17 protein-coding genes are annotated in these 17,169 nt (G+C 73.2%); 4 read left to right on the forward strand and 13 right to left on the reverse strand.

Annotated elements, in window-relative coordinates; translation table 11 throughout:
• Nucleotides 1–47: 47 nt before the first annotated feature.
• Nucleotides 48–173 carry a cupin domain-containing protein gene (locus tag FHX45_RS28325; RefSeq protein ID WP_279588844.1) on the forward strand — a complete coding sequence of 42 codons (126 nt, stop codon included), beginning with the start codon at nucleotides 48–50 and terminating at the stop codon, nucleotides 171–173.
• A gap of 6 nt (nucleotides 174–179) precedes the next feature.
• Here the strand turns inward: FHX45_RS28325 and FHX45_RS04875 are convergent, their stop codons facing one another.
• From FHX45_RS04875 to cmk, 5 genes are all read right to left on the reverse strand, one after another.
• Nucleotides 180–1,430, reverse strand: coding sequence for a M1 family aminopeptidase (locus tag FHX45_RS04875; protein WP_167097029.1), 1,251 nt, complete (start codon nucleotides 1,428–1,430; stop codon nucleotides 180–182).
• Nucleotides 1,418–5,290: a Pls/PosA family non-ribosomal peptide synthetase gene (locus tag FHX45_RS04880; protein WP_208406494.1), complete on the reverse strand. Its 3,873-nt coding sequence runs from the start codon at nucleotides 5,288–5,290 to the stop codon at nucleotides 1,418–1,420. The genes FHX45_RS04875 and FHX45_RS04880 overlap by 13 nt, the downstream gene beginning before the upstream one ends.
• A gap of 166 nt (nucleotides 5,291–5,456) precedes the next feature.
• Complete coding sequence (gene der, locus FHX45_RS04885) at nucleotides 5,457–6,896, reverse strand: ribosome biogenesis GTPase Der (protein WP_167097033.1); 1,440 nt, start codon at nucleotides 6,894–6,896, stop codon at nucleotides 5,457–5,459.
• Entirely contained in the window at nucleotides 6,893–7,570 is a 678-nt protein-coding gene (locus FHX45_RS04890) for a 1-acyl-sn-glycerol-3-phosphate acyltransferase (RefSeq protein ID WP_167097035.1), read from the reverse strand. The genes der and FHX45_RS04890 overlap by 4 nt, the downstream gene beginning before the upstream one ends.
• The gene (gene cmk / locus FHX45_RS04895) at nucleotides 7,567–8,268 is read right to left on the reverse strand and encodes a (d)CMP kinase (RefSeq protein ID WP_167108415.1); all 702 of its coding nucleotides are present in this window, start codon (nucleotides 8,266–8,268) and stop codon (nucleotides 7,567–7,569) included. Before cmk ends, FHX45_RS04890 begins: the two co-directional genes overlap by 4 nt.
• Nucleotides 8,269–8,381: 113 nt before the next feature.
• On the opposite strand from cmk, the gene FHX45_RS04900 reads away from it, so the two are divergent.
• Nucleotides 8,382–8,864: a cation:proton antiporter regulatory subunit gene (locus tag FHX45_RS04900; RefSeq protein WP_167097037.1), complete on the forward strand. Its 483-nt coding sequence runs from the start codon at nucleotides 8,382–8,384 to the stop codon at nucleotides 8,862–8,864.
• Nucleotides 8,865–8,868: 4 nt separating this feature from the next.
• Nucleotides 8,869–10,068 (forward strand): cation:proton antiporter, encoded by a 1,200-nt coding sequence (locus FHX45_RS04905; RefSeq protein WP_167097039.1) that lies wholly within the window; start codon nucleotides 8,869–8,871, stop codon nucleotides 10,066–10,068.
• Nucleotides 10,069–10,227: 159 nt separating this feature from the next.
• Here the strand turns inward: FHX45_RS04905 and FHX45_RS04910 are convergent, their stop codons facing one another.
• From FHX45_RS04910 to FHX45_RS04940, 7 genes are read right to left on the reverse strand one after another with little or no spacing between them, the layout of a single operon-like run.
• On the reverse strand, nucleotides 10,228–10,584 hold the full coding sequence (locus FHX45_RS04910; protein WP_167108418.1) for an arsenate reductase family protein: 357 nt from the start codon (nucleotides 10,582–10,584) through the stop codon (nucleotides 10,228–10,230).
• Complete coding sequence (gene recQ / locus FHX45_RS04915) at nucleotides 10,584–12,416, reverse strand: DNA helicase RecQ (protein WP_167097041.1); 1,833 nt, start codon at nucleotides 12,414–12,416, stop codon at nucleotides 10,584–10,586. Before recQ ends, FHX45_RS04910 begins: the two co-directional genes overlap by 1 nt.
• Before the next feature lie 59 nt (nucleotides 12,417–12,475).
• A complete protein-coding gene (locus FHX45_RS04920) occupies nucleotides 12,476–13,219 on the reverse strand; it encodes a pseudouridine synthase (protein ID WP_167097043.1) in 744 nt (247 codons plus the stop codon).
• On the reverse strand, nucleotides 13,209–13,928 hold the full coding sequence (scpB, locus tag FHX45_RS04925) for an SMC-Scp complex subunit ScpB (protein WP_424923790.1): 720 nt from the start codon (nucleotides 13,926–13,928) through the stop codon (nucleotides 13,209–13,211). Before scpB ends, FHX45_RS04920 begins: the two co-directional genes overlap by 11 nt.
• The gene (locus tag FHX45_RS04930; RefSeq protein WP_167097045.1) at nucleotides 13,925–14,785 is read right to left on the reverse strand and encodes a segregation/condensation protein A; all 861 of its coding nucleotides are present in this window, start codon (nucleotides 14,783–14,785) and stop codon (nucleotides 13,925–13,927) included. Before FHX45_RS04930 ends, scpB begins: the two co-directional genes overlap by 4 nt.
• Nucleotides 14,782–15,207, reverse strand: coding sequence for a cobyrinic acid ac-diamide synthase (locus tag FHX45_RS04935; protein WP_341771353.1), 426 nt, complete (start codon nucleotides 15,205–15,207; stop codon nucleotides 14,782–14,784). Before FHX45_RS04935 ends, FHX45_RS04930 begins: the two co-directional genes overlap by 4 nt.
• Nucleotides 15,204–16,178 carry a ParA family protein gene (locus FHX45_RS04940; protein WP_167097047.1) on the reverse strand — a complete coding sequence of 325 codons (975 nt, stop codon included), beginning with the start codon at nucleotides 16,176–16,178 and terminating at the stop codon, nucleotides 15,204–15,206. Before FHX45_RS04940 ends, FHX45_RS04935 begins: the two co-directional genes overlap by 4 nt.
• Between FHX45_RS04940 and FHX45_RS04945 the strand changes: the two genes are divergently transcribed.
• Nucleotides 16,105–16,293: a hypothetical protein gene (locus FHX45_RS04945; protein WP_167095799.1), complete on the forward strand. Its 189-nt coding sequence runs from the start codon at nucleotides 16,105–16,107 to the stop codon at nucleotides 16,291–16,293. The genes FHX45_RS04940 and FHX45_RS04945 overlap by 74 nt on opposite strands.
• On the opposite strand, the gene xerD is transcribed toward FHX45_RS04945, so the two are convergent.
• Nucleotides 16,265–17,167, reverse strand: coding sequence for a site-specific tyrosine recombinase XerD (gene xerD / locus FHX45_RS04950; RefSeq protein WP_167108427.1), 903 nt, complete (start codon nucleotides 17,165–17,167; stop codon nucleotides 16,265–16,267). The two genes, FHX45_RS04945 and xerD, sit on opposite strands and share 29 nt — an antisense overlap.
• Nucleotides 17,168–17,169: the final 2 nt, after the last annotated feature.

Genomic DNA, 17,169 nt, shown 5'->3' on the forward strand with positions numbered 1-17,169 from the left:
CGCCATCGGCCGGGCCACGTTCCAGCCCGGCCGGCAGTCGTCCAAGCATGCGTTACGTGCTGTCCGGGCGGATGCGGATCCGCATGGCCGACAGCCACGATGGCTGGGTGGTCGGCGACGAGCCGTGCGTCGTGATCGACTGGTCGGGCTACGCCGACTTCGCCAAGAGCTGAGGCGGGCTACCCCAGCCAGGCCGCGAAGTCCGCGCGCAGCGGCACCCCCGCGGCGCGCTCGGCGTGGGCGATGAACTCGTCGGTGGTGACCGTGCCGTGCGCGTGCTCGCGCGCCCACGAGTGCAGCAGCCCGAAGAACACCTCGTCGCCCACGCGTCGGCGCAGCGCGTGCAGGGTGAGCGCCCCGCGCTGGTAGACCTGCTCGTCGAACAGGCGGGCCACACCGGGATCGCCGATCGCGACGTCGCTGCCGGCGCGGGATTGCCACTCCCGCGCGTGCTCGGCGGCCGGGGCGCCGCCGGAAGCCTCCGACCACAGCCACTCCGCGTAGGTCGCGAACCCCTCGTTGAGCCAGATGTGCCGCCAGTCCGCCACGGTGAGGCTGTTGCCGAACCACTGGTGCGCCAGCTCGTGCACCACCAGCCGCTCGAAGGTGCGGCGGCCGTCGACGTGGTTCGCGCCGAAGACCGCCATGCCCTGCGCCTCGATCGGGTCGTCCAGGTCGTCGTCGGTGACCACCACGACGTACTCGCCGAACGGGTACGGCCCGAACCACTCCTGCAGCGCACGCATCATCCCCGGCTGCCGGCCGAAGTCGTGCGCCGCCGCGTCACGCAGGCGCCGCGGCACCGCGAGCCGTTGCGCCGACGCGAGTTCCACCTCGTCGTAACGTCCGATCTGGACACTCATCAGGTACGGCGCGGTCGGCTCACGCCGCTCGAACACCCACGTCGTCGCGCTGCCCCCGGCGCGGCGCCCGACGAGCTCGCCGGTCACCAGCACGGTGTACGCCGACGCGGTGGTGAGCGACACCCGGTAGGCCGCCTTGTCGCCGGGCCGGTCGTTGCACGGGAACCAGGACGGCGCGCCGGTCGGCTGGCTCGCCACGAGCGCACCGTCGGTGAGCTCGTCCCACCCGATCTCACCCCACCGGCTGGCCACCGGGCGCGGGTTGCCGGAGTAACGCACCTCGACGGTGAACTCCCCGCGCACCGCCCGGTCCGGGCGGACCACCAGCTTGCCGCCGCGGTGGGTGAACCTCGCGGCGCGCCCGTCGACGCGTACCCCCTTCACGGCGAAGCCGGCCAGGTCCAGCGGGATCCGCCCCAGCTCCGCGTCCGCGACCGCGGACAGGATCGCTCGCGCGCTCAGCCGGTTCGGCCCGATCCGGTAGTCCAGCTCCAGGTCGTAGTGCCGGACCCGGTAGTCGCCGCTGCCGTGGCCGAGCGTGTAGTCGGCGCGGCTCACGCCCGCCACGCCGCGATCGGGTTGCCCAGCCAGCGGCTGTCGGCCGGGACGGCGTCCCCGCGGGTCACCAGCGACCCCGGGCCGACCACGGTGCGGGCACCGACGCTGGCGCCGGGCAGCACGATCCCGTGCGGGCCGACGGTCGCACCCTCGGCCACGGTCACCTCGCTCATGCGCATGATCCGATCATGGAACAGGTGGGTCTGCACGACACAGCCGCGGTTCACCGTCGCACCGTCGCCGAGCCGCACCAGGTCCGTCTCCGGCAGCCAGTACGTCTCCAGCCACACGCCGCGGCCGATCCGCGCCCCCATCGTGCGCAGCCACCACGGCAGCAGCGGCGTGCCCACGCTCCAGCTCACCAGCCACGGCACCGCCAGCGTCTCCACGAAGGTGTCGGCCAGCTCGGTGCGCCATACGAACGAGCTCCACAGCGGGTGGTCCACCGCGCGGAACCGCCCGGTCAGCACCCACTTCACCGCGGTGGTCACCGCACCGGCCGCGAGCCCGGCGACCACCAGCACGACCGGCGCGGCGAGCGCGGCCACCACCGGACCCGCGGCCTGCCACACGGCCGCGAGCGCCGCCAGCACCAGCACCGCCAGCGCGGCGGCGCACATCACCGGCACGACCCGGCACGCCTCCACCGCGGCCCGGGCGAGTTTGAGCCGTGCCGGCGGCGCGAACGTGCGGCCCGCGTCGGCGGTTTCGACCGCCCGGCGCAGCGGCATCGGCGGCATGCCCAGGTAGGACGAGCCCTTCTTGGCCTTGCGTGGCGCCGAGGACAGCACCCCGACCAGGCCGCGCTTGGGCACCGCCCGTCCGGCGGCGGCCATCCCGGAGTTGCCGAGGAACGCCTGCTTGCCGATGCGGGTCGGCGCGACGTGCAGCCAGCCGTGGCCGAGTTCGTAGGTGGCGACCATGGTGTCGTCGGCGAGGAACGCGCCGTCGTCGACCTGGGTCATCCGCGGGACCGCCAGCACCGTGGAGATCTCCGCACCGCGCCCCACCCGTGCGCCCAGCAGGCGCAGCCACACCGGCGTGCCCAGGCTGGCGTAGAGCGGGAACAGCACCTGGCGCGCCAGATCCATCAGCCGTTCGGTCGCCCACACCTGCCACGCGACCCGGCCGTGCACCGGGTGGTAGCCCTCGTGCAACCCCAGCCCGAGCAGCCGCACCGAGACGAGCACCAGCAGCGCGTAGGAACCGAACGCGGCGAGGGTCGCCGGCGGGACGGCGGGCAGCGCGTCCCCCAGCGCGGCGCCAAGAGTCGCCGTCCCGGCGACCGCCGAACCCAGCACCAGCAGCCCGGGCACCGCGGCCAGCACCGGGAACAGGCCCAGCACGAACGAGGCGGCGCCGTAGGCGAGCGCCCACCGGCGCGAACGCGGCGGGCGGGTCGACGGCCGGCGCGACGCGCCCTTGCCGTCCCGCCGCGCGGGCGAACCGGCCCAGCGCTGCCCGGCCGGGACCGCGCCGAGCACGGTCGACCCGGCGGCGATCTCCGCGCCCTTGCCGATCCGCGCACCCGGCAGCAGCACACTGCGCGCACCCACCCGGGCACCGGCGCCGATCCGGATCTTGCCGATGTGCACGACGTCGCCGTCCACCCAGTGGCCGGACAGGTCGACCTCGGGCTCCACCGCCGCGGCCCGGCCCAGCTTGAGCAGGCCGGTCACCGGCGGCGGGGTGTGCAGGTCGACGTCCTTGCCGACCTTCGCGCCCAGCGCCCTGGCGTAGAGCGTCATCCAGCTCGCGCCGGAGATCCCGGCCGCACCGGCGGCCCCGGCGAGCCGTTCCGCCGCCCACAGTCGCAGGTGGACCCGCCCGCCGCGCGGGTGGGTGCCGGGCCGGACGCCGCGCAGCAGCAGCCGGGCACCGGCGGCGGCGATCACGATGCGTCCCGGCGGGCTGAACAGCACCAGCCAGGACAGGACGAGCGACCACCACGGCACGGCGGGCGCCCAGACGGCGCCGGTCGCCGAGAGCACAGTGGACAGCGCGGCGAGCGCGGTCAGCCAGCGCAGACCGGTGAGGGCGAGTACCGGCGCTCCCAGCGCGGCCTGCACGGCACCCGCTCGCCGTGGCACCGGCCGCACGTCCCGCCGCCGGGTGGTCTCCCCGGCCAGGCCGTCCAGCAGCGCCGCGAGCTGGCCCAGCCGCGGGTGCCGGTACAGGTCGGCGACCGAGACCTGCGGGTGCCGGGCGCGGATGCGCGCGACCAGCTGGGCGGCGGTGAGGCTGCCACCGCCGTGGGTGAAGAAGTCCGCGCGCGGACCGGTGACCGGCACACCGAGAATCTCGGCCCAGCACCCGGCGAGCCACGCCTCGGTGGGGGTCAGCGCCGCGCCCGTGTCCGCGCCGTCCACACAGTCCACAGTGGCTGCTGTGGCCACAGTGGCCAGTGGCCACGGCAGGGCGGCGCGGTCGACTTTCCCCGAGGTGCGGGTGGGCAGGTCCGCGACCACCGCGAGCAGCGGAACCAGTGCGGCCGGCAGCTTTTCACGCAACAGCGCCGAGGAAGAATCATGGTCGAACTCGCCACGCGGCACCACGTACCCGACGAGGATCTGGTTGCCCGCCTTGGTGGTGCGGACCGCCGCGGCCGCCCCGGCCACCCCGGGCAACGCCTGCAGCGCCGCGTCCACCTCGCCCAGCTCGATGCGGCGCCCGCCGAGCTTGATCTGCTCGTCCGCGCGGCCCAGGAACACCAGCCCCGCGGGCTCCGCCCGCACCAGGTCACCGCTGCGGTAGGCGCGGTCCCAGCCGAGCGCGGGCAGCGGCGCGAACTTCTCCACGTCCTTGACCGGATCGAGGTAGCGGGCCAGGCCCGCGCCGCCGATCACCAGCTCGCCGGACTCGCCCACGGCGACCGGCTCCCCGGCGGCATCGACCACCGCGAGGTCCCAGCCCGCCAGCGGCAGCCCGATCCGCACCGGGCCCTCGCCGGTCAGCGGCGCGGCGCAGGCGACGACGGTGGCCTCGGTGGGGCCGTAGGTGTTCCACACCTCGCGTCCCTCCACGGCCACCCGCTCGGCCAGTTCCGGTGGGCACGCCTCCCCGCCGAAGATGAGCAGCCGCACCTCCTCCAATGCCTCCGCCGGCCACAGCGCGGCCAGCGTCGGCACGGTGGACACGATCGTGATGCGCTGCGCGACCAGCCACGGCCCGAGGTCGACGCCGGTGCGCACGAGGGCGCGCGGCGCCGGCACCAGGCACGCGCCGTGCCGCCAGGCCAGCCACATCTCCTCGCACGAGGCGTCGAACGCGACCGACAACCCGGCCAGCACCCGGTCGGCGGTGCCGATCGGTTCCTCGGTGAGGAACAGCCGCGCCTCGGCGTCCACGAACGCCGCCGCCGACCCGTGAGTCACCGCGACACCCTTGGGTTTGCCGGTGGAACCGGAGGTGAAGATGATCCAGGCGTCGTCGTCCGGAGTGGGCGGACCGGTGCGGCGGCCGGGCTCGGCGAGCATCGTCAGCCCGTCGTCCGTCAGCACCGCGCACACGCCGGCCTCGGCGAACACCAGCTCGGCGCGCTCGTCCGGGTCGTCCGCGTCGACCGGCACGTACGCCGCACCCGCGGCGAGCACACCGAGGATCGCGACGTACAGGTCGGCGGTCCCGGAGGACATGCGCACCCCGACGCGGTCGCCGCGGCCGACGCCCTTAGCCGCGAGCCGCCCGCCGAGCGCGTGCACCTCGTCGATCAGCTTGCGGTAGGTCAGCACGCGCGCACCGTCGTCGAGCGCGGCCGCGCCCGGGTGCCGCACCACGGTGGCGGCCAGCAGGTCGAGCAGTGTGCGCCGCGCGGCGGCGGCACCGCCCGGGAACAGGGCTCGCTCCGGGTCGCGGATCCCGGACAGCATCGGATCGAGAACGGGCGCGCCCACTCGAGTTCACCTTCCACCAGCGGGCGGGCCGGAACTCGCGAAAAAATCCGAGGCGCCCGCGCGGGACGATCACTCTACCCGAGGTGACGGCCCGCCGGCCGGTCGGTCTCGGCGGCGTGTTGCCGCCGTCACACCCGGTGCGTCACTTGCTGTTCTTACCGGTGCTGTTCTTACCGGGCCGCGGTTTCTTTTCCCGCACCCGCACGTTGATCCGCACCGGGCTGCCCGCGAAACCGAAGCGCTCACGGAACTTCCGCTCGATGAACCGGCGGTAGCCGGCCTCCAGGAACCCGGTGGTGAACAGCACCAGCGTCGGCGGGCGGATCCCGGCCTGCGTGGCGAACAGCACCTTCGGCTGCTTGCCACCACGAACCGGCGGCGGAGTCGCGGCGATCAGCTCGGACAGCCACGAATTCAGCTGCCCGGTGGGCACCCGCTGGTCCCACGAGGCCAGCGCGGTCCGCAGCGCGGGCGCGAGCTTGCGCACCGCACGCCCGGTGAGGGCGGAGATGTTGACCCGCTCGGCCCAGGTGACCCGCACCAGACCGCGGTCGAGTTCCTTCTCCAGCTGGTGGCGGCGGTCCTCGTCGACCAGGTCCCACTTGTTCAGCGCGAGCACGCACGCCCGGCCGGACTCCACGACGGACGTGAGCACCCGCAGGTCCTGTTCGGACAGTGGCTCGCTGGCGTCCAGCAGGACGATGACGACCTCGGAGGAGTCGATCGCCGCCTTCGTGCGCAGCGACGCGTAGTACTCGGTGCCGCTGGCCGTGTGCACCCGCTTGCGCAGGCCGGCGGTGTCGACGAACCGCCACGGCTCACCGTCCAGCTCGACGAGCGAGTCGACCGGGTCGACGGTGGTGCCCGCGACGGAATCCACCACGGACCGCTGCTCGCCGGTGAGCTTGTTGAGCAGGCTGGACTTGCCCACGTTCGGCTTGCCGACCAGCGCCACCCGGCGCGGCCCGGCCGCCACCTCACGCTCGCGCGGCGCCTCCGGCAGCGCCGTGATGATCGCGTCGAGCAGGTCGCCCGAGCTGCGCCCGTGCAGTGCGCTCACCGGATGCGGCTCGCCCAGGCCGAGCGACCACAGCGACGCCACGTCGGACAGCAGCCGGTCGTCGTCGACCTTGTTGGCCGCGAGCAGCACCGGCCGCTTCGACCGGCGCAGCACCTTCGCCACGGCCTCGTCGGTCGCCGTCGCGCCGACCGAGGCGTCGACCACGACCAGCACCGCGTCCGCGGTGTTCATCGCCAGCTCGGCCTGCGCCGCCACCGCGGCCTGCAGCCCCGTCGCGCTCGGCTCCCAGCCGCCCGTGTCGACCACGGTGAACCGGCGCCCGGCCCACTGCGCGTCGTAGGCCACCCGGTCCCGGGTCACGCCCGGCGTGTCCTGTACGACCGCCTCCCGGCGGCCCAGGATGCGGTTGACCAGGGTGGATTTGCCCACGTTCGGGCGCCCGACGACGGCCAGCACGGGCTGGCTCAGCTCGGCCTCCTCCTCGGACGCCGCGTCGTCGGCCTGGTTGTCGAGCGCGGTGAACTCCGCCTCGTCGGACCAGGTCCCGTCAAGCTCCGTCATGACTCCGCTTTCTTCCCGCGCAGGGTCTCGCCCTGCGCCGCACGCCATTCGTCGAGGGTGGCGACCAGGCCGGCGAGCTGGTCCCGCAGCTTCTCGGTCGCACTGTCCAGCCCGGCGCGGCCACGGCCGACGTCGAGCGGGAACGGTTCACCCACCAGGATGTCGACCCGGGGCCGGAACCGCCGCCCGCGGCCGGCGGGACGCCGGGTCCCGCGCACCGCGATCGGCAGGACCACCGCACCGGTCGCCCGGACCAGCCACGCCGCGCCACGCTCGGCGCTCGCCACGTCGCCCTCGCCGCGGGTGCCCTCCGGGAACACCGCCACGACGCCACCGGCCTTGAGCACGTCCGCCGTCGCCAGCAGCGGCGCCCGGCCGGGTTCGCCCCGGCGCACCGGCACCTGGCCGATGCGCCGGAGGAACGACCCCAGCACCCCGGTGAACATCTCCTCCTTGACGAGGAACACCGAACGGCGCGGCAACATTCCGAAGATGATCTGCGGCTCGACCATCGAGCTGTGGTTGGCGACCACCAGCACCGGCCCGGTCCGCGGCACGCGCTCCAGCCCGCGGATGCGCAGCCGGTACGCCGGGCGGAAGCAGAACCTGCCGACGACCCGGGCGGCGTCGTGCAGCCGGGGCGAGGAACCCGGCGGCAGACCGCTGCTGCTCACCGCGTGACCTGCGCCCGCGTGCCCAGCAGGCCGCGCCGCCCGGCCAGCTCCGCCAGCGCGACGAGCACCTGGTCGATGGACAGCTCGGTGGTGTCCAGGTGCACCGCGTCGTCGGCGGCCTTCAGGGGTGCCACCGCCCGGGTCGAGTCGAGGCGGTCCCGCCGGTCGACCGAGGCCAGCGCCTCGGCCTGGCTGCTGCGGCGCCCGGCCGCGGTGTCCTGCGCGCTGCGGCGCGCGGCGCGCACCGCCGGGTCGGCGGTCAGGTAGACCTTGAGCGGCGCGTCCGGCACCACGACCGTGCCGATGTCGCGACCCTCCACGACGATACCGCCGATCTCGCCGAGCACCTCGGCGATGATCCGCCGCTGCCGCGCCACCAGCAGTTCGCGCACCTCCGGCACCGCCGAGACCGGCGAGACGGCGTGGTTGACCTCGGCGCCGCGGATCTCGGCCGCCACGTCCTCGCCCGCGAGGTGGACGGCGGCGGCGGACGGATCGGTGCCCAGGGTGAACTCGGTGGTGCGCGCCACCTCGGTGACGGCCGGGCCGTCCGCCGGGTCGGCACCCGCGCGCAGCACGGCCAGCGTCACCAGCCGGTACATCGCACCGGTGTCGAGGTATCCCGCCGACAGCTTGCCGGCGAGCTTGCGCGCGACCGTGGTCTTCCCGGTTCCCGAGGGTCCGTCCAGAGCGACCACGCCGCGTAGGGCTCCCGCCACCGATGCTCTCCTCGCCGTGCTGGGGTGCTTACCTGCGGTTCTCCATTGTGCCTGGCCCGCCCGCATCGCGGCGCACCGGTACCGTGGCGGACGTGAATGTGGAAGTAACGCCCTTACCGGGCATCGGCGTGCGGAAGGACTTCGCGACCCGGAACGGGCGCCGCATCGGCGTGGTCACCCACCGGGACGGGCAGATCGAACTGATCGTGTCCAAGTCCGACGACCCCGACGCGTGCCTGGCGTCCCTGCCCCTGACCGCCGACGAGGCCGGCGCGCTGGCCAACCTGCTCGGCGCGCCGCAACTGGTCGCGCAGCTCACCGAGGAGCACCGCGAGGTGCCCGGGATCATCACCAAGCAGCTGCCGATCAAGCCCAACTCGCCGTTCGACGGCCGCACCCTCGGCGACACCGCGATGCGCACCCGGACCGGCGTGTCCGTGGTCGCCGTGATGCGCGCCGGCCAGGTGCACCCCTCCCCCGCCCCGGATTTCACGTTCACCGCCGGGGACGTCCTGGTCGCGGTCGGCACGTCGGAAGGGCTGGAGGGCGCCCTCAAGATCCTGAAGAACGGCTGAGCCCTTGGACCACACCGCACTGTCCCTGATCGAACTCGGTGCCGTCTTCTTCGCGCTCGGCGTCCTCGGACGCCTGGCCGGCAAGATCGGCATGTCTCCCATCCCGCTCTACCTGCTGGGCGGCCTCGCCTTCGGGCAGGGCGGCCTCGTCCCGCTGCCGGACATCGGCGGCTTCACGCACCTGGCCAGCGAGATCGGCGTCGTGCTGCTGCTGTTGCTGCTGGGGCTGGAGTACTCCGCGGCGGAACTGTTCACCGGGCTGAAACGCTCGTGGATGGCCGGCCTGCTGGACATCGTGCTCAACGCCGCGCCCGGCGCCGCGGTGGCCCTGCTGCTCGGGTGGGGCCCGATCGGCGCGATCGTGATGGCCGGCGTCACCTACATCTCCTCGTCGGGGATCATCGCGAAGGTGCTCGGCGACCTGGGCCGGCTCGGTAACCGGGAAACGCCGGTGGTGCTGTCGATCCTGGTGTTCGAGGACCTGGCGATGGCGCTGTACCTGCCGATCCTCACCGCGCTGCTGGGCGGGGTGAGCTTCTTCGGCGGCCTGGAGGCCGTCGGCATCTCACTGCTGGTGATCACCGTGGTCCTGGTGATCGCCCTGCGCTACGGCCGGTACGTGTCGGCGATCGTCGACTCCGACGATCGGGAGGTGTTCCTGCTCAAGGTGCTCGGCGCGGCGCTGCTGGTCGCCGGGCTGGCCTCGGCCATGCAGGTGTCCGCGGCGGTGGGCGCGTTCCTGCTCGGCATCGCGGTGTCGGGCTCGACGGCGCACAACGCGACGCGGTTGCTGGAGCCGCTGCGCGACCTGTTCGCGGCGGTGTTCTTCGTGGTGTTCGGGCTCAACACCAGCCCGGCGTCGATCCCGCCGGTGCTCGGCTGGGCGGTGCTGCTGGCCGTGGTGACGACGCTGACGAAGGTCGCGACCGGCTGGTGGGCCGCGCGCCGGCAGGGTGTGGGCAAGCTGGGCCGCGCCCGGGCCGGTGCGGCGCTGGTGGCGCGCGGCGAGTTCTCGATCGTCATCGCGGGACTGGCCGTCTCGGCCGGGGCGGTGGTGGGCGAGCTGGCCGCGCTGGCCACCGCGTACGTGTTGCTCATGGCGGTCTTCGGGCCGATCACCGCCCGGGTGGTCGAGCCCCTGGCGCGGGGCCTCCAGCGGCGCCGCGGGCACGGTCACGAACCAGCCACGTCGAGCGTGAGCTGACCTGCCCCGGCCGGCGACAGAGTGGTCGCCGGTCCTTCCTGCCCGCCACTCGCGCGATGCGGCACCGGCCACGGCCGGCCGGCAAGGCAAGCCGATCTGGTATCGCGACCCCTGACGCTCACCGGCCGACACGGCGCCCGGAGTGGCGAACACGCCGGGTCAGGGCAGGACCGAGCGCACCGCGTCCTCCGAGCGGCCGACGACGGTGGTGCCGTCGTCCGCGGTGATGATGGGGCGCTGGATCAGTGCGGGGTGCTCCGCCAGCGCCGTGAGCCAGCGGTCCCGGTTCGCCGCGTCGCGGGGCCAGTCCCTGATCCCGAGCTCGGCCGCCTCCGGCTCCTGCAGGCGCGCGATGTCCCACGGGTCCAGGCCCAGACGCTGGAGCACCGCGTCCAGTTCGGTCACCGTCGGCGGCTCGTCCAGGTAGCGCCGCACCTGGTAGGACACCCCCGCCTCGTCCAGGATGGACAGCGCCGAGCGGCACTTCGAGCACCGCGGGTTGACCCAGATCTCCATCATGCACCTTCCGCCAACGTCGCCAGTACCTGCTCGCCGTACCGCGCGAGCTTGTTCTCCCCCACGCCGCTCACCCCGGCCAGCTCGTCCAAAGTAGACGGCTGTTCGGTGGCGATCTGCCGCAGGGTGGAGTCGCTGAACACGATGTACGCGGGCACGCCCTGGTTCTTGGCCTCCTCGGACCGCCAGGCCCGCAGCCGCTCGAACACCGGGCGCGCGTCCGCCGGCAGCTCGGCCGCCGGTTTGCGTTTCGCCGCCGCCGCGGCCCGGGCGGCACGCTGGGGTTCGCGGCGCATCCGCACCTCCCGGCGCCGCCCCAGCACCTCCCCGCTGGCCTCGGTCAGCAGCAGTGTCCCGTAGTCGCCCTCGACCGCGAGCAAACCCTGGGCGAGCAGCTGCCGCACCACGCCGCGCCACTCGCTTTCGGACAGTTCCGTGCCGACCCCGAACACGGTCAGCTGGTCGTGCCGGTGCTGCGCCACCTTCGGCGTCTGCTTGCCGAGCAGGATGTCGATGATCTGCCCGGCGCCGAACTTCTGGCCACGCTCGTGCTGCAGGCGGTAGACGGTGGACAGCAGCTTCTGCGCCGCGATCGTGCCGTCCCACGACTCCGGCGGCGTCAGGCAGGTGTCGCAGTTGCCGCACGGCTTCCCGGGCTGGCCGAAGTAGTTGAGCAGCTGCGCCCGGCGGCACTCGACCGTCTCGCACAGGGCCAGCATCGCGTCCAGGTGCTGGGACAGCCGCCGGCGGTGCGCGTCGTCGCCCTCGGAGGTCTGGATCATCCGGCGCTGCTGCACGACGTCGGCCAGCCCGTAGGCCAGCCACGCCGTGGAGGGCAGCCCGTCACGGCCCGCACGACCGGTCTCCTGGTAGTAACCCTCGACGGACTTGGGCAGGTCCAGGTGCGCGACGAAGCGCACGTCCGGCTTGTCGATACCCATCCCGAACGCGATCGTCGCGACCACGATCAGCCCGTCCTCACGCAGGAACCGCGCCTGGTTGCGCGCCCTGGTGCGGCCGTCCAGGCCCGCGTGGTACGGCACGGCGCTGATCCCGTTGGCCACCAGGAACTCCGCCGTCTTTTCCACGGAGTTGCGGGACAGGCAGTACACGATGCCCGCGTCGCCGGGGTGCTCGCTGCGGATCAGGTCGAGCAGCTGCTTCTTCGGCTCGGCCTTGGGCACGATGCGGTACTGGATGTTGGGCCGGTCGAAGCTCGCCACGAACTGGCGCGCCTGGGCGAGGTTCAGCCGGGAGACGATCTCGGCGTGCGTGGCCTTGGTGGCGGTGGCGGTCAGCGCGATGCGCGGCACGTCCGGCCAGCGCTCGTGCAGCTCCGACAGGCCCAGGTAGTCGGGCCGGAAGTCGTGGCCCCACTGGGACACGCAGTGCGCCTCGTCGATGGCGAACAGCGCGACCTCACCGCGGTCCAGCAACGTGCGCGTCGACTCCATGGACAGCCGTTCCGGCGCCAGGTACAGCAGATCCAGCTCACCCGCGACGAACGCCGCCTCGACCTCGCGGCGCTGCTCGTAATCCTGGGAGGAGTTGAGGAACCCGGCCCGCACCCCGACGGCCAGCAGCGCGTCCACCTGGTCCTGCATCAGCGCGATCAACGGCGAGATCACCACACCGGTGCCCGCGCGGACCAGCGACGGGATCTGGTAGCACAGGGACTTCCCGCCGCCGGTCGGCATCAGCACGACCGCGTCGCCGCCGCCGATCACGTGCTCGACGATCGCTTCCTGGTCACCGCGGAAGGAGTCGTAACCGAAGACGCGCCGCAGGACCTGCAGGGCGTCACTCACCGGGACGGTGTCAGCGGAAGCCACCCCGCGATCCTAGGGGCTCGCCGCGGCAGCCGGACGGCGCCACACGAGATGCACCCGCGCTACAGGCCGACCCGCCGGTAGAGGCCGCCGACCTCGTCCCGGTTGAGCTTGCGGATCGTGCCCGGCTTGCCGTTGCCCAGCTGGACGTCCCCGATCGCCGTGCGCACCAGTTTGCGCACCGGGAAGCCGACCTCGGCCAGCAGACGCCGCACGATGTGCTTGCGGCCCTCGTGCAGCACGATCTCCAGCAGGCTGCGGCCGCCCATGCTGTCCTTGACGCGGAACGCGTCGACGCGGACCGGACCGTCCTCCAGCTCGATGCCGGCCCTGAGCTCCTTGCCCAGGCCGCGCGGCACCTTGCCGTCGACCTCGGCCAGGTAGGTCTTGGGCACGTGGTAGGACGGGTGCATCAGCCGGTGGGCGAGGTCGCCGTCGTTGGTGAGCAGCAGCAGGCCCTCGGTGTCGGCGTCGAGGCGGCCGACGTGGAAGAGGCGTTCGCTGCGGTCTCGGACGTAGTCACCGACGCACGGGCGGCCCTGGTCGTCGTACATCGTGGTGTGCACGCCGCGGGGCTTGTTCAGCGCCAGGTGCACCAGGTCCTCGCGCAGGATGACCCGGGTGCCGTCGACGTGGATCACGGCGCGGTCGGGGTCCACGCGGCGGCCCAGCTCGCGCACGACCGCGCCGTCCACGCTGACGCGGCCCTGCACGATCAGGTCTTCGGCGGCGCGGCGGGAGGCCACACCGGCCTTGGCGAGCACCTTCTGCAGGCGCACGCCCTCGGCTTCGGGCTCAGATGTCATCGATGGAGTCCACTTCCGGCAACAGGGGGGCGATCGGGGGCAGGTCGGTCAGTGACGACAGCCCCAGTCGCTCGAGGAACAGTTCGGTCGTCACGTACAGGGTGCCACCCGTCTCCGGGTCGGCGCCGCTCTCCGCGATGAGCCCGCGGGCGACCAGGGTGCGGATCACACCGTCGACGTTGACACCGCGGACGGCCGCGACGCGCGAGCGGGTGACCGGCTGCCGGTAGGCGATCACCGCCAGGGTCTCCAGCGCGGCCCTGGTGAGCTTGGCGCGTTGCCCGTCCAGCAGGAGCTTCTCGACGAACGGCGCGTAGGTGTCGCGGGTGTAGAGGCGCCACCCCTCGCCGGCCCGCCGCAGGTCGATGCCGCTGCGGCGCTCGGCGAGCTCGGCCGACATGACCTGCAGCGTCTGGGTGACGCGTGCCTCGGGCTGGTTCAGCGCACCGGCCAGCGCCTGTTCGCTCACCGGCGAGTCGACGACCAGCAGCAGGGCTTCCAGTGCCGCGGCCAGCGCGGAGTGCTCGGTGAGGTCCGGCAGCCCGTCCCCCACCGCGACGAGTTCGTCGTCCTCGTCGGGTTCGTCCGCCGGCTGCTCCTCGGCGGGAGGTTCCGCCGCGACGGGCACCTCCGGCGCGCGGGAATCGCCCACCGCGGGTTCCGTCGTCGGCACCTCGGGCTCGGCCCCGGGCTCCTGTTCGGGATTCACCCGTACTCCTCTTCCTCGACGCGGGCGCGGTCCTGCTCGGCGGCGGCCGTCGCCTCCTCGACCGATCCGCCGGTCCACCGCACCCGCAGCACCGTCAACGGCTCGTCCTGCTCGAACTGCACGCTCGACTCGCGGTAGAGCTCCAGCAGCGCCAGGAACCGGGCCACCACCTCGACCGTGTGCTCGCAGTCCTCGACCAGCTCGGTGAACGTCGCGTCGCCGCGCTCGGCCAGCTTCAGCCGCAGCAGCGCCGCGTGCTCGCGCACAGACACCCGGTGCGCGTGGATGTGGTCCAGCGACACCGTGGGCGGCGGCTTGGGCCGGAACACCGCCAGCGCGATCTCCGCGAACTTCGCCACGTCCACCCCGAGCATCACCTCGGGCAGCAACCCGATGTAGCGCTCCTCCAGCGACACCGATCGCGGGTACCGCCGCAGCGCCCCGGCCTCCAGCTCCGCGAACAGCGCCGCGACCTGCTTGTACGCCCGGTACTGCAGCAACCGGGCGAACAGCAGGTCCCGCGCCTCGAGCAGGGCCAGGTCGTCCTCGTCCTCGACCTCGGCGGCGGGCAGCAGCCGGGCTGCCTTGAGGTCCAGCAGGGTCGCCGCGATGACGAGGAACTCCGTCACCTCGTCCAGGTCCCACTCCGGCCCCAGCGCCCGGGTGTAGGCGATGAAGTCGTCGGTGACCTGGTGCAGCGCCACCTCGGTGACATCGAGCTGGTGCTGCGAGATCAGCTGCAGCAACAGGTCGAACGGCCCCTCGAAGTTGTGCAGGCGGACCTTGAACTTCGGCGCGGCGGAGTCGTCGCCGGCGACGGGCTGGGCCCCGTCGACCGGAGCCCCGTTCTCGCTCACGGCCCGGCGGCTTCCTCGGAGTCGAGCCCGCCCTCACGCAGGCGGCGCACCAGCACCGAGTCGGCACCGTGCTCGTCGAAGTCGGCCAGCAGCACCGCCACCGCCTCGCGGACCAGCCGGCCGCGGTCGATGGCCAGGCCGTGCTCGGCCCGCAGGCTCAGCCGGGCCTGCTCCATCGCGACCAGTTCCTCGCCGGAGACGTACACGGTGATCTTCGAGTCGTGTTTCTGCCGTCCGCTGCCGCGGCGCCCGGCGGCGCTGCGCTCCAGCTGCTCGCGGTGCCCCGGGTTGTGCCCGTGGCCCGGCCGCTGCGCCTCGGGGCGCTGCGGGGCGGGCGTGGGCGGCGCGGGCACGTCGAGGGCCGGGCTGCTGGTCAGGCGGAAGAGTTCCGAGGCCCCGGGGAGGGAGGCTCGCCTGCTCACCGAGCGATCACCTCGCGGGCCAGCGCGCGGTAGGCCTGCGCACCGGCGGACTTGGGAGCCCAGCGGGTGATGGGCTCGCCGGCCACGGTGGTCTCCGGGAACCGCACCGTGCGGTTGATGACCGTGTCGAACACGGTGTCGCCGAAGGCCTCCACGACCCGCGCCATGACCTCCCGGGAGTGGAGGGTGCGCGGGTCGAACATGGTGGCCAGGATGCCCGTGATGTCCAGTTTGGGGTTCAAGCGTTCGCGTACCTTCTCGATCGTGTCGATCAACAAAGCCACGCCCCGCAGGCTGAAGAACTCGCACTCCAGCGGGATGATCACGCCGTCGGCGGCCGTGAGCGCGTTCACCGTGAGCAACCCGAGCGATGGCTGGCAGTCGACCAGAACATAGTCGTACTCCGCGATGAGGGGTTGCACGACCCGGAGCAACGTGTGCTCGCGGCCCACCTCGGCGACCAGCTGCACCTCGGCGGCGGACAGGTCGATGTTGCTCGGCAGCAGGTCCATGCCCTCGACGCTGGTGTGCCGGAGGATGTCCTGGGCGGTCACCGACCGCTCCATGATCGCGTTGTAGACGGTCTGGTCCAGCTCGTGCGGCTGCACGCCGAGCCCCACCGACAGCGCACCCTGCGGATCGAAGTCCACCAGCAGCACCCGGCGCCCGTACTCGGCGAGCGCGGCGCCCAGGTTGATCGTGGACGTGGTCTTGCCGACGCCGCCCTTCTGGTTGCACATGGCCAGCACCGTGGCCGGGCCGTGCTTGTCCAGCAGCGGCGGTTCGGGGATCTCACGCAGCGGTCTGCCGGTCGGGCCGAGCTTGGGCTTGGCGGTCACGGGCGCGGTGCCCACGGCCACGACAGAGTCCACGGTCTCGGGCTCCCCCTCTGTCGCGATGGTCAACTGGTCGAGGTTCGCGGCGGCCGATGCGGCCGAGACCGATCTGGTCGAGGGCTGCGGTGTCGACATGGCGCGAAACTCCTCGTTCGACGGGTTGGCCGCAGCCTATGCGGCGAGCCGTTTGTCGCCAAAGCAACTCGCCGGTGCCGATCAGGTCAACCCAGCGCCCGAGGATGCGCCGTAGCATATACCTCACGGAGCGTGTTCATGGTGACCAGGGTGTAGACCTGCGTCGTGGTCACCGAGGCGTGGCCCAGCAGCTCTTGCACCACCCGGACGTCCGCCCCGCCCTCCAGCAGGTGGGTCGCGAAACTGTGACGCAGCGTGTGCGGCGAGACTCCGGAGGCGATCCCGGCGCGCTCGGCGGTGGCCTTGAGCACCTGCCACGCGCTCTGCCGGGACAGCCGGGTACCGCGGGCGTTGAGGAACAGCGCCGAAGTCCCGTGGCCGCGCCGCGCCAGCACCGGGCGCGCCCGCACCAGGTAGGCCTCCAGCGCCTCGACCGCCGGACGGCCGATCGGCACGAGCCGCTGCTTGCCGCCCTTGCCGTCCAGCAGCACGGTGCGCTCGGTGCGGTCCACGTCGTCGACGTCGAGCCCGACCGCCTCGGAGATCCGGGCACCGGTGGAGTACAGCAGCTCCAGCAGGGCCCGGTCGCGCAGCGGCCGCTCCCCTTCGGCAGCCGGCATCGCCAGCAGCCGCAGCACCTCGTCGACCGGCAGCGCCTTCGGCAGCCGCTTCGCCGGAGCGGGCGGCCGCACCTCGCGGGCCGGGTCGTCCTCGGTGAGCCCGTCGAGGTGGGCGAAGCGGTGCAGCCCGCGCACGGCCACCAGGGCCCGGGCCGCCGAGGATGCGGCGAGGGGCGGGTGCCCCTCGCCGCCCTCGCGCAGCGCGGCGCCGAACCCGGTCACGTCCGCGGCGGTGATCCGCCGGAAGTCAGCGATCCCGGACTGCTCCAGGTATCCCAGGTACCGGCGCAGGTCGCGCGCGTAGCTGTCCAGCGTGTTGCGTGCCGTCCCGCGTTCGACGGCGAGGTGATCGAGATACGCCGTGACCACCT

Source organism: Amycolatopsis granulosa, assembly GCF_011758745.1.
In the GTDB taxonomy this organism is placed as follows: Bacteria; Actinomycetota; Actinomycetes; order Mycobacteriales; family Pseudonocardiaceae; genus Amycolatopsis_E; species Amycolatopsis_E granulosa.

Coding starts and splice junctions, on each gene's coding strand:
- FHX45_RS28325 (WP_279588844.1), top strand. CDS start 48: ATGCGTTACGTGCTGTCCGGGCGGATGCGGATCCGCATGGCCGACAGC.
- FHX45_RS04880 (WP_208406494.1), bottom strand. CDS start 5,290: ATGCTGTCCGGGATCCGCGACCCGGAGCGAGCCCTGTTCCCGGGCGGT.
- der (WP_167097033.1), bottom strand. CDS start 6,896: ATGACGGAGCTTGACGGGACCTGGTCCGACGAGGCGGAGTTCACCGCG.
- FHX45_RS04910 (WP_167108418.1), bottom strand. CDS start 10,584: ATGGAGATCTGGGTCAACCCGCGGTGCTCGAAGTGCCGCTCGGCGCTG.
- FHX45_RS04920 (WP_167097043.1), bottom strand. CDS start 13,219: ATGACATCTGAGCCCGAAGCCGAGGGCGTGCGCCTGCAGAAGGTGCTC.
- FHX45_RS04945 (WP_167095799.1), top strand. CDS start 16,105: ATGGTCAACTGGTCGAGGTTCGCGGCGGCCGATGCGGCCGAGACCGAT.
- FHX45_RS04940 (WP_167097047.1), bottom strand. CDS start 16,178: ATGTCGACACCGCAGCCCTCGACCAGATCGGTCTCGGCCGCATCGGCC.